Source organism: Sphingomonas sp. SphC10, assembly GCF_057004845.1.
In genome coordinates this window covers 2,359,112-2,372,052 of sequence record NZ_CM168044.1, presented here as the reverse complement: position 1 = coordinate 2,372,052, position 12,941 = coordinate 2,359,112, and the positions used below count along the sequence as shown (strand labels likewise).

14 protein-coding genes are annotated in these 12,941 nt (G+C 67.3%); 7 read left to right on the top strand and 7 right to left on the bottom strand.

Translation table 11 applies throughout. The annotated features are described in order from the left end of the window. Positions 1-205: 205 nt before the first annotated feature. The 4 genes from ACWKSV_RS10820 to hflK all read right to left on the bottom strand — a co-directional run bounded on the left by ACWKSV_RS10820 (position 206) and on the right by hflK (position 5,565). Positions 206-1,816 (bottom strand): helicase HerA-like domain-containing protein, encoded by a 1,611-nt coding sequence (locus ACWKSV_RS10820; RefSeq protein WP_156884393.1) that lies wholly within the window; start codon positions 1,814-1,816, stop codon positions 206-208. Positions 1,817-1,917: 101 nt separating this feature from the next. Further along, a complete protein-coding gene (locus tag ACWKSV_RS10815; protein WP_076717534.1) occupies positions 1,918-3,444 on the bottom strand; it encodes a Do family serine endopeptidase in 1,527 nt (508 codons plus the stop codon). A 106-nt stretch (positions 3,445-3,550) separates the two neighbouring features. Further along, positions 3,551-4,417, bottom strand: coding sequence for a protease modulator HflC (gene hflC / locus ACWKSV_RS10810; protein WP_172839694.1), 867 nt, complete (start codon positions 4,415-4,417; stop codon positions 3,551-3,553). Continuing rightward, positions 4,414-5,565: a protease modulator HflK gene (gene hflK / locus ACWKSV_RS10805; protein WP_076718426.1), complete on the bottom strand. Its 1,152-nt coding sequence runs from the start codon at positions 5,563-5,565 to the stop codon at positions 4,414-4,416. Before hflK ends, hflC begins: the two co-directional genes overlap by 4 nt. Positions 5,566-5,636: 71 nt before the next feature. Here hflK and ACWKSV_RS10800 point away from each other — a divergent pair, with 71 nt between their 5' ends. The 6 genes from ACWKSV_RS10800 (at position 5,637) to ACWKSV_RS10775 (ending at position 9,103) form a co-directional block, all read left to right on the top strand. Continuing rightward, complete coding sequence (locus ACWKSV_RS10800) at positions 5,637-6,587, top strand: Mrp/NBP35 family ATP-binding protein (RefSeq protein ID WP_076717532.1); 951 nt, start codon at positions 5,637-5,639, stop codon at positions 6,585-6,587. A gap of 93 nt (positions 6,588-6,680) precedes the next feature. Beyond that, positions 6,681-7,115: a CoA-binding protein gene (locus ACWKSV_RS10795; RefSeq protein ID WP_076717530.1), complete on the top strand. Its 435-nt coding sequence runs from the start codon at positions 6,681-6,683 to the stop codon at positions 7,113-7,115. Positions 7,116-7,159: 44 nt separating this feature from the next. Further along, a complete protein-coding gene (locus ACWKSV_RS10790) occupies positions 7,160-7,423 on the top strand; it encodes a hypothetical protein (RefSeq protein WP_156361221.1) in 264 nt (87 codons plus the stop codon). 45 nt (positions 7,424-7,468) lie between these two features. Next, positions 7,469-7,891, top strand: a complete 423-nt coding sequence (locus ACWKSV_RS10785; protein WP_076717528.1) for a hypothetical protein — start codon at positions 7,469-7,471, stop codon at positions 7,889-7,891. Positions 7,892-8,265: 374 nt separating this feature from the next. Beyond that, a complete protein-coding gene (locus tag ACWKSV_RS10780) occupies positions 8,266-8,655 on the top strand; it encodes a hypothetical protein (RefSeq protein ID WP_076717526.1) in 390 nt (129 codons plus the stop codon). Positions 8,656-8,671: 16 nt separating this feature from the next. Next, a complete protein-coding gene (locus ACWKSV_RS10775; RefSeq protein ID WP_076717524.1) occupies positions 8,672-9,103 on the top strand; it encodes a hypothetical protein in 432 nt (143 codons plus the stop codon). Positions 9,104-9,171: 68 nt separating this feature from the next. Here the strand turns inward: ACWKSV_RS10775 and ACWKSV_RS10770 are convergent, their stop codons facing one another. Continuing rightward, complete coding sequence (locus tag ACWKSV_RS10770; RefSeq protein WP_076717522.1) at positions 9,172-9,735, bottom strand: 3'-5' exonuclease; 564 nt, start codon at positions 9,733-9,735, stop codon at positions 9,172-9,174. A 123-nt stretch (positions 9,736-9,858) separates the two neighbouring features. On the opposite strand from ACWKSV_RS10770, the gene ACWKSV_RS10765 reads away from it, so the two are divergent. Continuing rightward, positions 9,859-11,148, top strand: coding sequence for a homoserine dehydrogenase (locus ACWKSV_RS10765; protein WP_076717520.1), 1,290 nt, complete (start codon positions 9,859-9,861; stop codon positions 11,146-11,148). 158 nt (positions 11,149-11,306) lie between these two features. On the opposite strand, the gene ACWKSV_RS10760 is transcribed toward ACWKSV_RS10765, so the two are convergent. Together ACWKSV_RS10760 and ACWKSV_RS10755 are read right to left on the bottom strand one after the other, a co-directional pair. Continuing rightward, positions 11,307-12,263 (bottom strand): isopenicillin N synthase family dioxygenase, encoded by a 957-nt coding sequence (locus ACWKSV_RS10760; protein WP_076717518.1) that lies wholly within the window; start codon positions 12,261-12,263, stop codon positions 11,307-11,309. A 70-nt stretch (positions 12,264-12,333) separates the two neighbouring features. Next, the gene (locus ACWKSV_RS10755) at positions 12,334-12,831 is read right to left on the bottom strand and encodes a hypothetical protein (RefSeq protein ID WP_076717516.1); all 498 of its coding nucleotides are present in this window, start codon (positions 12,829-12,831) and stop codon (positions 12,334-12,336) included. Between the last annotated feature and the right edge of the window lie 110 nt (positions 12,832-12,941).

The window sequence follows — 12,941 nt, the reverse complement described above, 5'->3', positions numbered from 1 at the left end:
ACTGGACCCCGGCCTTCGCCGGGGTGCGCGCTTGGAGCGAGTGGATTCCCGTGGCCTTCGACTGCGCTCAGGCTGAACGGAGGTTGGAAGTAGAGGGGGAGAGAAGCGCTTTATAGGTCCCCTCACTCCCCCTCTCCCACCGGGGGAGGGAAGGGGCCCACCCGCGATAGCGGGTGGGAAGGGTGAGGGTGGGGGTTAGAAACCGTTACCCCCGAAACAAATTCCCCAGCACCCCGCGCACCACCGCCCCGACGATTCCGCCGCCTGCATTGCTCGATCGCCGCCGCGATCCGCCGCCGAATACCTGCTTGCCGATCTCGTTGGCCACCTGTCGCCCGATCGAGGAACTGGCCGAGCGGGCCGCGCTGCTCGCCATCTTGGCCCAGGGGGAGTTGGCCGCCGCGCGCTGTTCGGCGATGCGGGCGCGTTCGGCCTCCTTGGCGGCCTTCGCGTCCGCCTTCGCCTGTTGCGCCGCCTGCTTGTCGGCCTCGGTCGCCGCCTTCGCCTCGGCGGCGGCCGCGGCGGCTTCCTGGGTCTTGGCGGCGAGCAGTTCCTCGGCCGATTCGCGGTCGACCGCCTGGTCGTATTTCGCACCGACCGCGTCGGTCTCGATCAGGATCTTGCGTTCCTCCGGCGCCGCGGGGCCGACCCGGCTGCGCGGCGGGGCGATCAGCGTGCGCTCGACGGGCGAGGGGGAGCCATCGGGCTGAAGCAGTGAGACCAGCGCCTCGCCGACCTTCAACTCGGTGATGGCGGTGGCGACATCGACGCCGGGATTGGCGCGGAACGTCTCCGCCGCCGAGCGCACCGCCGCCTGATCGCGCGGCGTGAAGGCACGCAGCGCGTGCTGCACGCGGTTGCCCAGCTGACCGGCGATCTTGTCGGGCACATCGATCGGGTTCTGGGTGATGAAATAGACGCCCACGCCCTTGGACCGGATCAGCCGCACGACGCGCTCGATCGTGTCGATCAGCGCGGGCGCCGCGTCGTCGAACAACAGATGCGCCTCGTCAAAGAAGAAGACGAGCTTGGGTTTGTCGGGGTCGCCGATCTCGGGAAGCTGCTCGAACAGTTCGGACAACAGCCAGAGCAGAAAGGTGGCGTAGAGCTTGGGGCTGGCCATCAACTGATCGGCGGCGAGGATGTTGACGACGCCGCGCCCCGAATCGTCCGTGGCGATCAGGTCGGACAGTTCGAGGGCGGGTTCGCCGAAGAAATGCTCGCCCCCTTGCGTGCGCAACTGGAGCAGCGCGCGCTGGATCGCGCCGACCGACTGTTTCGAGACATTGCCATAGGTGGTGGTCAGCTCGTCCGCTCGCGCGGCGCATTCGGCCAGCATCGCCTGGAGATCGTCCAAGTCGAGGAGCAGCAGCCCTTCCTTGTCCGCGACATGAAAGGCGATGGTCAGCACGCCCTCCTGAGTCTCGTTCAGGCCCATCATGCGGGCGAGCAGCAGCGGCCCCATCTCCGACACGGTGGCGCGCACGGGATGGCCCTGCGTGCCGAACAGGTCCCAGAACTGCACGGGTGCCGCGTCATAGGCCCAGTCGGTCATGCCCAGTTCGGCGGCGCGCGCGGAGAAGGCGGCGTGCGTCTTGCCCATCGCCGATCCGGCGAGGCCCAGGCCCGACAGGTCGCCCTTCACATCGGCAACGAAGCTGGGCACCCCGGCACGCGAGAACCCCTCGACCATCGTCTGGAGCGTCACCGTCTTGCCGGTGCCGGTCGCGCCCGCGATCAGGCCGTGCCGGTTCGCGCGCTTGAGGTCGATCGCCTGTGGCTTGCCGCCACCCATGCCGATGAAGATGCCATCCATGGCACGCATTGTATCGCCGTGAACGGGGACGGGAATAGCAAAAGGCCGCCACATCCTTGGGATGCGACGGCCTTTTTTACCGGCCCGTCAAGGCTGACGGATTACTTGATCCGCAGCGGGATCAGCGCGCCAGCGATCTTACCGCGGGTGATCTGCGCCAGCACCTGCGGACGGCCCGCGGCTTTGGCGGCGGCGACGATCTGCTGGAGATCGGCGGCGCTGCGCACCGGCGCACCGTTGACTGCCGTGATGACATCGCCGCGCTTCAGCTTGGCGGCGGCATCGCTCGACGGATCGACCGCTGCGATCACCACGCCTTGGGTCGTCGGGTCGACATTGATCGCCCGCGCGATCGCGGGGGTCAGCACCTGGACCGACAGGCCCAGGCCGCCACCGGCCGCCGGCGTGGTCTGCGCATCATCGTCATCGTCGGGGAAGGCGTCGGAGCCGTCACCCATGGTCGAGCGCAGTTCGTCGTTCGATGGACGGGTCGCGGCGGTCGCGGTCACCGATACGGGCTTGCCGCCGCGCAGCACTTCCAGCTGGACGCGGCCGCCCGGCGGCACGTTCGCGATCAGATAGGACAGGGTCTGCTCGGGCGTCACCGACTGGCCGTTGACCTTGGTCACGACGTCGAACGCCTTCAGACCGGCCTTGGCGGCGGGGCCGTTCGGCTCGACCTTGGCGATGATCTCGCCCTGGCCCTTGGGCACGCCCAGCGAGGCGGCGACGTCGTCATTGACCGGCCCGCCAATCTGCACGCCCAGATAGCCGCGCTCGATCTTCTGGCCCTTCATCAGGCGCTCGACGATCGGCTTGGCGTCCTCCGCCGGGATGGCGAAGCCGATGCCGATATTGCCGCCCGACTGCGAATAGATCTGGCTGTTGATGCCAATCACATTGCCGTTCATGTCGAACATCGGGCCGCCCGAATTGCCCTGATTGATCGCGGCATCGGTCTGGATGAAGCGATCGTTGGAGCCCAGGCCAGTTACGCGGTGGATCGCCGAGATGATGCCCGCGGTCACGGTGCTCGACAGGCCGAAGGGCTGGCCGATGGCCAGCACCCAGTCGCCCGGCCGCGCCCGCGCCGAGTCGCCGAAGCGGACGAAGGGCAGGCTCTTGCCGTCGATCTTCAGAACCGCGAGGTCGGAGGTCTCGTCGCGGCCGACGACCTTGGCGGTATATTCCTTGCGGTCGCTCAGCGTGACGGTGATCGAATCGACCGACGCACCCTGTGCGCCCGGCGCGATGACGTGGTTGTTGGTGACGATATAGCCGTCGGGCGAGATCAGGAAGCCCGAACCCAGCGAGGCGCCTTCACGCTTCTGCGGCTGCGGCCCGGCCTGGCCGCCGAACTGGCCGAAAAAGCCCTCAAACGGCGTACCGGCAAACGGGTTCGCCTGTTGCTTCACGGTGATCGACTGCTTGGTCGAGATGTTGACGACGGCGGGCTGGAGCTTGGCGACCATGTCGGCAAAGCTCATCGGCGCGCCGGCGCGCGGGGCGACCGCCTGGATCGCGCCGGGTTCGTTCTGCGCGACTTGGGCGGTGCCGGGCTGAAGGGCCAGGGTCGCGGTCGCACCACCGAGGAGGAGCGCACTGGTAATGGCGTAGGCGTAGCGCACTGGGCTAGGGTCCTCTCAAAGAAAATTCAGTTTGACCGTGACCTATTTGCCACGGTTTGGCTGAACGACGCTTGAATATGAACGAGCGGAAAGGTGGATTGTCCACCTATCGGCCCGGCGCGGTGAATTCCTTCAAATAGCTGTTCTCGGGCGACAGAATGATCTGCGTGGCCCCACGTTCCTGGTTCGAGCCGTCCGCGCCGAAGGTATGGCGATAGGACTGCATGGCCCGATAGAAATCGTAGAAATTGGCATCCTTGCCGAACGCCTGGGCATAGATTTGCGCGGCCTGGGCGTCGGCATCGGCGCGGACGATCTGTGCCTGCTTCTGCCCTTGCGCGGCGATGGTGATCGCCTCCTGCTGGCGCGCGGTCTGCATCCGGGCGAGCGCGCTTTGCAGCGGCGTGCCTGGCGGCAGCTCGGCCTCCTTGATGCGCACATCGACGATTTGGACGCCATATTGGCGCGCGATGCGGTCGAGGCGGACCTGGATCGCGTCCATCACCTGGCCGCGCTCGGGGCTGAGCAGCTCGGACGAACGCCGCTTGCCCAGTTCGTTGCGCAGCGCCGAGCCGAAGATCGGGCGGAGCTGGTTGATGACGCCGTCGACGCTGCCCGCCGTCGCCAGCATGCGGCGCGGGTCGATCACGCGGAAGCGGGCAAAGGCATCGACATTCATGCGCAGCTGATCGGTCGACAGCACCTGGGTCTTTTCCAGGTCGAGGTCGAGCACGCGCTTGTCGACCCAGACGATGCGGTCGACGAAGGGAATGCGCGCGATCAGGCCTGCGCCGCTGTCGCCCAGTTCCTCGCCGGGCCGATAGCCATTGACCACCCGGCGCGGCTGCTCGAACCGATAGACGACCGCCTGCCGGGTTTCCGGCACGATCGAGAAGGTCGAGGCGGCGATGATGACCGCGATCAGCAGGGCGACGCCCAGCACGATCGGGTTGCGTGCGGTCAGGCCGTTCACTGGCCGCCTCCCTGTTCCGAACCGGCCTGCGCAGAAGCGGCAGGCGGCGTGGCCGGAGCCGTCGCGGTGATCTCGGGCGGCAGCGGCCTGGCCTGGCCCTTGGACAGCGGCAGATAGGGCACGACGCCCGGCGTCTCGACGATGGTCTTGTCCGACTTGGCCAGCACGGCCTCCATGGTCTCGTAATACATGCGGCGGCGGGTCACTTCGGGGGCCAGGCGATATTGTTCGTACACCTTGTCGAACTGCGCCGCCTCGCCCTGCGCACGGGCCACCACCTGCTGCGCATAGGAACGCGCCTGGTTGACGTCGGCGACCGCGCGCTGCTGCGCCACCGTCACCTTGTTGAAGTCGTCGACGATCTGCTGCGGCGGGGCGGCCTGCTTGATGGCGACGCCCTGGATCCGCACGCCCGCGCGATATTCGTTCAGGATCGACTGGGTCAGTTCCTGCACCCGCTGTTCGATGCCGGTACGCCCTGAACCCAGCGCCTGGTCGAGCGAGGTGTCGGCGATCACCGCCCGCATCGCGCTTTCGGCCGCCGCGCGCACGGTTTCCTGCGGCTGGGCCAGACGGAAGGCATAGTCGCGCGGATTGGCGATGTCCCAGCGCACCGAATAGGTCAGGTCGATGATGTTCTGGTCGCTGGTCAGCACCAGATTCTCACCCGAGCCTTCGGGGAAATTCTCGGTACGGATCTTCTGCACGTCCAGCACCCGGACGCTGGCGATCGGGGCGGGGGCGGTGATCTGGATACCCGGCTCGAGGATGCCGGTATAGCGACCGAAATAGGTGACGACGCCGCGCTGCTGCGGGCCGATCGGGTGGATCGAGGTGTAGAGCAGCCAGATGACGATCAGGATCGCCGCGCCGATCGCCCAGAGCGTGCGACCGCCCGGCGCACCGGGAAGGCCGCCGAAACCGCCGCCCGGACCCTCGCCGGGGTCGCCCCCGCCCGATCCGCGCGCCTTGCGGATGAATTCATCCAGCGCGGTGGGCTTGCCCGGTGCCTTGCGGCCACCCGGCGGAACGGCCCAGGGATTGCGGGGACCACCATCGGGATCGTCGCCGGACCCGCCCCAGGGGCCCTTTGGCGTGTTGGCGGCTAGGATGGGGGGGCGTTGAAACCGGCCCGTCAGCTTTCTCATGTTCATCGTTATAGGAACGGTTCGCCGACAAAAACAGTGCCAAGCCGCGCTTCGCATCCTATCTGCCGCGCATGAGCATCATCGAGACGGTAAAGGCGGCGGTCGCCGCAGTGGCGGGCAAGCGCGCGAATGTGCGGATGGAGGGTGCGCGGGCCGGCGTCGTGCTCGACGCCACCGGCCTGGACGGAGCGGGGCGCCAGGCGCTGGAGGAAGAGGTGAAGGCCGCCGCGATCCAGTCGGGGGCGGAGGATGTCCGCGTCGTCCTGACCGCCGAGAAGCGCGAGCGTCGCATCATCGCGGTCGCCAGCGGCAAGGGCGGGGTGGGCAAGTCCACCCTGTCGGCCAATCTCGCCATCGCGCTGGCGCGGGCTGGCCGCAAGACCGGGCTGGTCGACGCCGATATCTATGGCCCCTCGCAACCGCGCCTGATGGCGGCCGAGGGCGTGAAGCCGGTGGCGCAGGACGGCAAGCTGCAACCCGTGCCGACCCCGTATGGCGTCTCGCTGCTGTCGATGGGCCAGCTGGTCGAGCCGGACAAGGCGATCGCATGGCGCGGGCCGATGGCGGCGGGTGCGCTCAGCCAGTTGGTCGATGGCGATTGGGGCGCGACGGAATTGCTGGTCCTCGACCTCCCGCCCGGCACCGGCGACGTGCAGCTGACCATGGTGCAGAAGCATCGCCCGGCAGGCGCGGTGATCGTCTCGACGCCGCAGGACCTGGCGCTGATCGATGCGCGGCGCGCCATCGACCTGTTCACCAAGGCGGGGGTGCCGATCATCGGTCTGGTCGAGAATATGGCGGGCTATTGCTGCCCCCATTGCGGCGGCATCTCCGACCCGTTCGGATCGGGCGGGGCAGAGGCGGCGGCGGTCGAGCTGGGCATCCCGTTCCTGGGCCGGGTGCCCCTGACCATCGCGATCCGCACCGCCTCCGATGCGGGGCAGCCTCCGGCGGCGGGCGAGGATGATACGGTCTTCGCGCCGCTGGCCGAGCGGGTGGCGGACTGGCTGGACGGCCAGTGATGAAACCGGCAGCATGGCGGGGCGTTAAGGCGCGATAACCCGCCGCTTTTTCGAACGTTAGTCGAAAGGTCGGCGGCGAATAGGGGATAGCCGATGCCGTTGACCGCCGATGACGATATTCGCGACCTGCTGGCGAATGCGCGGACCATCGCGCTGGTCGGCGCGTCGGACCGGCCCGACCGCCCCTCCTACGGCGTGATGAAGCGGCTGCAGGATCATGGCTATCGCGTGATCCCGGTCAATCCGCAAATCACCGGCGAGCATGTCCACGGCGAATTCGTCTTTCGCGAACTGGGCCAGCTGGGCGACCCCATCGATATCGTCGACATCTTCCGCCGGTCCGAGGCAGCGGGCGACGTGGTGGACGAGGCGATCGCGATCGGGGCCAAGGCGGTCTGGCTGCAACTGGGCGTCGTCAACGAGGCCGCCGCTGCGCGCGCCGAGGCTGCCGGGCTGAAGGTCGTGATGAACCGTTGCCCCGCCATCGAGCTTCCGCGCCTGGGCGTCGCGCCGATCGGGCAGGACTGAGAAGAAGGGCAAATATCGACAGCGTACAAAAGGGGAGAAAGACGATGGTGCCGCTATTGTTGCTATGGGCCGCTCCGGTTGCCGAAGGGGAGCAGCGGATGACCCTGCCGCGCCTGACCCCGACCTGTACCCTGTCCACCTGCCATGGCGGCAAGCGTCCCTCGCCCTATCGCCTGGCGCCGAGCCATGTCGTGCCGATCGATTCCAAGGCGCGCGCTTTCGCCAATGACGGCACCTATTGCGCGGTGGTCGGCGACAAATATTGCACCAGCAAGCCGCGCACGCTGTTCCGCACCGCAATTGATTAGCCGGAGCGGCAGGCGCTAGGATCGCCGGACCGAGGAGGATCGCCGATGCTGCCCCTGTTGCTGATCGCCCTGCAGGCGGTCCCCGCCGCCCCGTCGGAAGGAAGGGAGCGCGTCTCGATCCTCCTGCCCGATTGCCCGACTTCTGCGGACGCAAGGCAGGACATCCTGGTCTGTGGCCGTCGACCGGGAAGCGACCGGGCACCCGAGCTGCGGGGCGGGCCGTCCGATCATGCGATCCCCTCCAATCCCGAAATGACCGCCATCGGAGCGTTACGCGCCGAGGGTACGCCCTGTGCGGCCAGCCAAAGGGGGTGCGCCGCCCCGGTCGACGTCGTTACGCCCGCGCTGATGCTCGCCAACGAGGCGCGGATCGGTATCAGCAAACTGTTCGACAAGAGGCGCGACAAGAGCCAGCGCGTGCCGATCGCGCTCGACGGGCCGGGGCCGCAGGGGCATCTCGAACCCTGACTGGAGCGGGGTGCTGCTACGGCAGATCGACCTTTCGGTTATGCCTATCCCTCCCTCGCCCCTCACAGAGGGGAGAGGGTTGCGCAGACTTGGTCTTTGCGAAAGCAAAGGCTTAGTCGGAGCTGGGTGAGGGGTGTGCGCTCGCGAAAGCGAGCGCGCGAGCCGGAGGCTCGCTCGACCCCTCACCCAAGCTGCGCTAGCCAGCACGCTGGCAAGCTTCGCTAACCCTCTCCCCTATCCAGGGGAGAGGGAAGAAAAGTGGGCAGGTCATGAATATCGATCGGACCTGACGCTGGCGGTCGGTTGGAAAATCCGGCATGATCGCACCCGGCCCCGCCTTTAGGCAGAGGGGCTGGCGATGCCGGGAGAGCGTCATGCTTGCGACGATGTTGGTCATGGTGATGGCGGGACTGTCGGCACAGGGCGAAGACGCGCCGCCACCTTCGGTCGACACCATCGTGGCCAAGACCCGCCGGTTGACCAGTGTCGAGACGCGCTGCGTCTATGATCCCAACGCCACCGACATCACCGTCTGCGGCCGCCGCAATGCCGACCGCTTCCGCATTCCCTTCGAGATATCGCCCGAGCCCGGCGATCCCCGTCATGAAGGGGTGATGGAGGAGCGGACGCGGCTGCTTGCGCGGAGCACGCCGGTCAAGGATTTGTCGCCCTTCCAGGTCGGCGGCGGCTTTGCCGGGGTGACGATGGACACCAATGCCCGGGGCAGCGGCGGCACCACGACCCTGCGCAAACCCGCGCCATGACGGCCGGAGACAGGCTATGATCCCGCTGCTGCTGATCGCTTTGCAGGCGACGCCCGCCGTGCCCCCGCCGCCACCCGAGGGCGGCCGTTTCTCGATCCTGGCGCGCGATCCCTGTCCGGCTTCGAGCGGGACGGCGGCCGACATCATCGTCTGCGGGCGGCGTCAGGCCGATGACCGGGCTCCGCAACTCGGCGATGAGCCGCCGACCGGGCCAGTGCCGTCCAATCCCGAACTGACGGGGGCAGGGGCTCTGGCCGCCTCGTCCACCCCGTGTCCGGCGCGGCAAGGCGGATGTCAGGTGGGGTTCGATCTGGTTACGCCCGTGCTGATGCTCGCCAACGAGGTGCGGATCGGGATCAGCAAGCTGGTCGACAAGCAGCGCGACAAGAGTCAGCGCATCCCCATAGCGCTCGATGGACCAGGGCCTCAGGGGCATCTGGAGCCCTGACGCCCTCTCGAAACCCCTCCCCTGAAGGTGAGGGGAGCTGTCCGCTTCAGGACTTGACCAACTCCCGGTCAGCGCCGGACCTGCCGCCGAGAGCGCGCGGACGGCGGCGGGAGGAACCAGTCGGCCAGAGTCATGCCCGTCGCGGCCATCGCGCGCAGCACCACCTGCCCCGCCGCGCGCGCATCGCTGAGCGCATCGTGATGCCGGTGCTCCAGTTCCAGGAAGGCCGCCAGCGTATTGAGCTTGTGATTGGGCAATTCCGGCCAGGCCCGCCGGGCGATGGTCACGCTGTCCAGCCAGCGCGCCGCGATCGGGGGCAGGGCGTCGCGCTCGCAGGCGCGGCCCAGCGCGCCCTTGTCGAAGCCCGAATGCGCCACCGTCACCCGTCCCGCCAGATGCCCGGCCAGTTCGGGATGCAGCGCGGCGAAGGTCGGCTTGCCCAGCACATGATCGGCGGTGATGCCGTGGATATTGATGTTGAACGCGCTGAATTCGTCGCACGGATCGACCAGCGTCTCATAGGCCAGCACTTCGACGCCCGCGGCATAGCCGACGATGCCGATCTGACAGATGCTGCTGGTCCGCGAACAGGCGGTTTCGACGTCGATGACCACGAAATCGGGGGAAATCATGGACGGCCTTTAGCGACTTGGTGCCAATCGAGCAATAAAAGGTCGCTGACCGGCTCGACAGCGACCATTTCTATCCGCTACCCGCCTGCACTCAACAAACGCTCCGGATACAGGATTTGGACGATGGGCGATGCTTTGCGAGTGGCTTTGGCGGGACTGGGCACGGTGGGGGGCGGCGTCATTCGCCTGCTCGATGCGAACCGTGACCTGATTACCCGGCGCGCCGGTCGCCCGATCGAGATCGTCGCCGTCTCCGCGCGTGACCGGACCAAGGATCGTGGCGTCGACCTGTCGCGCTTCGAATGGGTGGACGATACCGCCGCGCTGGCCTCGCATCCGGATGCCGATGTGGTGGTGGAACTGATAGGCGGTTCGGACGGCCCCGCGCTGACGCTGGCGCGCACCGCGCTGGGGGCGGGGCGCGGCTTCGTCACCGCCAACAAGGCGATGCTGGCGCATCACGGGCTGGAACTGGCGCAGAAGGCGGAGGAATCCAACGCCGCGCTAAAATTCGAGGCGGCGGTGGCGGGCGGCATCCCGGTCATCAAGGGGCTTCGCGAGGGCGCGGCGGCCAACGCCATCGCGCGCGTCTATGGCATCCTCAACGGCACCTGCAATTTCATCCTGTCGAAGATGGAAGCCGAAGGCCGTGACTTCGCCGAGGTTTTGGCGGAAGCGCAGGCGCTGGGTTATGCCGAGGCGGACCCCAGCTTCGACATCGATGGCGTCGATGCGGCGCACAAGCTGTCGATCTTGGCCGCCATCGCTTTCGGCACCCAGCCTGCGTTCGGCGACGTCGCGATCGGCGGCGTGCGCCATGTACTGGCCGCCGATATCGCGCAGGCGGCGTCGCTTGGCTATCGTGTCCGCCTGGTCGGCGTGGCGGAGGAAGGAGCGAACGGCCTGTTCCAGCGGGTGCATCCGCATCTGGTGCCGCTCGACCATCCGCTGGCGCATGTCACCGGCTCGACCAACGCAGTCGTGGCCGAGGGAAATTTCGTCGGCCGGTTGCTGTTCCAGGGCGCGGGTGCGGGCGACGGCCCGACCGCCAGCGCGGTCGTCGCCGACCTGATCGACATCGCGCGCGGCGAATATGGCGCATCCTTCGCCATGCCCGCGCATGAGCTGATCCCGGCGCCCAAGGCCGATAGCGGCGAGCGGCGCGGCCGGGCTTACTTGCGGTTCACGGTGCAGGACAAGGTTGGCGTGCTGGCCGAGATCGCCGCCGCGATGCGCGATGCGGGGGTGTCGATCGAAAGCCTGATCCAGCGCGGCGAGGCGGCCGATGGCGGAGTGATGATCGCGATCGTGACGCATGAGGGGCCGGAGCGCGCGGTGGCGCAGGCGCTGGAGCGGTTGCGCGGGAGCCAGAGTTTGGTCGGGCAGCCGTTGCTGATGCATATTCTGGGGTGATTGTTGGGGGTTAAGGTCTCTGCGAGGCACCTTGCCCTCCCCCAACCCCTCCCGCTTGCGGGAGGGGGGCAATTTAAATTCAAACCGCTGTTCTAGCCGCTCCCCTCCCGCAGGCAGGAGGGGATGGGGGAGGGCAAGCCCCAGGCGATCCGCCTGAATTACCTCTTGATCAACCCGATCTCGACCAGCCGCTCGAACAGATAGTCATGCGCCGTGATCGGCTCCGGATAGCGATCCGGATGCCCTTCGCCGATCGTGCCGGGCAGCGTCTTGATCAGGAAGTCCGGCGCCGGGTGCAGGAAGAAGGGCATCGAATAGCGAGAGAAGCCGCGCCGCTCGACCGGCGGGTTGACCACCCGGTGCGTGGTCGAAGGCAGGACATGGTTGGTCAGCCGCTGCAACATATCGCCGACATTGACCACCATCGCGCCCTCGGGCGGGCGGATCGCCAGCCACTCGCCCGAATCGCGGTCGAGCAGTTCGAGGCCCGCTTCCTCCGCCCCGAGCAGCAGGGTGATGAGGTTGATGTCCTCATGCGCGCCCGCCCGCACGCCCTCGGCATCGGCGGGGATCGGCGGATAGTGGAGCAGGCGCAGGACCGAATTGCCGTCCTTTACGGCGGAATCGAACCAGTTCGGGTCCAGCTCCAGATGTCGCGCAATGGCCGACAGCAGCCGGTCGCCCGCGCGATCGAAGGCCGAGAACAGTTCGACGAAATCCGCGCGGAACCCTTCCGGGCGGTCGGGCCAGATATTGGCGGGCATCCGGTCGGCATAAGCATGGCCCTCGGGCAGTTCGCGGCCGACATGCCAGAATTCCTTGAGGTCGACGACCTTGGCGTCCTTGGCGATCTCGGTCTTGAACGGGGTATAGCCGCGCGCGCCGCCGCCGCCGGGGACGTGATAGCCGCGCTTCTCCTCCTCGGGCAGGTCGAACAGCGCCTTGGTCTGCGCCCAGGCGCGGTCGATCAGTTCGGGGGGCACGCCATGATCGGCGACGATGGCGAAACCGAACCGCTCGAACGATTCGCCCAAGGCGGCGGCAAAGCCCTCCGGGTCACGGTCCTGGTCGGCGAGGCTGAGCGTCGGAACCTCGGCGGAGCGGGTGTCGGTCATGGCGAAATGTCCATAAAATCGAATAGGCTGGCCCCTATATAACGCGCCCGTCATCCCCGAACAGGGTAAGTCAACCGCCTAAAGTGATCGTCCCCGTCGATCGGTCGCCGCCCGAGGGGCGCAGGTCCAGGCGAAAGGATTTCTCCTCCGCCGTCTTGCCGACCAGCGCGCCGCCCTGATCGGTGAGGGTGAAGTCGGCTTCGCCCATCTTGTCGCGGAACCAGTCGCGCACGGTCGCCGGATCGGCCGGACTGTCGAAGGTCATCGTGAACGCCTTGTCGCGGCCATTGCCGACATCGACGTTGCGGATCGTCGAGCCGGGATAGAGATGCACGCCGTTCAGCTCGAAATTATCGGCCTCCATCGACACCTTGGGCAGCTTGAACGCGCCGGAAAAGCCGGGCAGCGCCAGCTTCACCTCCCCCGACTTGCCGTCGACGGACGCCAGCGTTTCGCCATCCGAGCCGTTCACCGTGATCGACGTACCCTGGTTCGGGCGATCGCAGGCCGACAACGCCAATGCCGCCAGCAGCGGGAGGGCGATGGGGGAGCGGGACAGGATGGACATGGCGGTAAACTCCTTACGCGTCCTGTTGCATCAATACAGTTGGGGTGCAGGTCTGACCCCCGCAAGCTGTCGAGGGGCTGAATGGCTGTGTCGGAAAGATCTTGCAGGGT

What these genes read in the sequence shown, in the direction of transcription:
- ACWKSV_RS10820 (WP_156884393.1), bottom strand. Translation starts at nt 1,816, where the DNA reads ATGGATGGCATCTTCATCGGCATGGGTGGCGGCAAGCCACAGGCGATC.
- hflK (WP_076718426.1), bottom strand. Translation starts at nt 5,565, where the DNA reads ATGAGAAAGCTGACGGGCCGGTTTCAACGCCCCCCCATCCTAGCCGCC.
- ACWKSV_RS10800 (WP_076717532.1), top strand. Translation starts at nt 5,637, where the DNA reads ATGAGCATCATCGAGACGGTAAAGGCGGCGGTCGCCGCAGTGGCGGGC.
- ACWKSV_RS10795 (WP_076717530.1), top strand. Translation starts at nt 6,681, where the DNA reads ATGCCGTTGACCGCCGATGACGATATTCGCGACCTGCTGGCGAATGCG.
- ACWKSV_RS10790 (WP_156361221.1), top strand. Translation starts at nt 7,160, where the DNA reads ATGGTGCCGCTATTGTTGCTATGGGCCGCTCCGGTTGCCGAAGGGGAG.
- ACWKSV_RS10785 (WP_076717528.1), top strand. Translation starts at nt 7,469, where the DNA reads ATGCTGCCCCTGTTGCTGATCGCCCTGCAGGCGGTCCCCGCCGCCCCG.
- ACWKSV_RS10780 (WP_076717526.1), top strand. Translation starts at nt 8,266, where the DNA reads ATGCTTGCGACGATGTTGGTCATGGTGATGGCGGGACTGTCGGCACAG.
- ACWKSV_RS10775 (WP_076717524.1), top strand. Translation starts at nt 8,672, where the DNA reads ATGATCCCGCTGCTGCTGATCGCTTTGCAGGCGACGCCCGCCGTGCCC.
- ACWKSV_RS10770 (WP_076717522.1), bottom strand. Translation starts at nt 9,735, where the DNA reads ATGATTTCCCCCGATTTCGTGGTCATCGACGTCGAAACCGCCTGTTCG.
- ACWKSV_RS10765 (WP_076717520.1), top strand. Translation starts at nt 9,859, where the DNA reads ATGGGCGATGCTTTGCGAGTGGCTTTGGCGGGACTGGGCACGGTGGGG.
- ACWKSV_RS10760 (WP_076717518.1), bottom strand. Translation starts at nt 12,263, where the DNA reads ATGACCGACACCCGCTCCGCCGAGGTTCCGACGCTCAGCCTCGCCGAC.
- ACWKSV_RS10755 (WP_076717516.1), bottom strand. Translation starts at nt 12,831, where the DNA reads ATGTCCATCCTGTCCCGCTCCCCCATCGCCCTCCCGCTGCTGGCGGCA.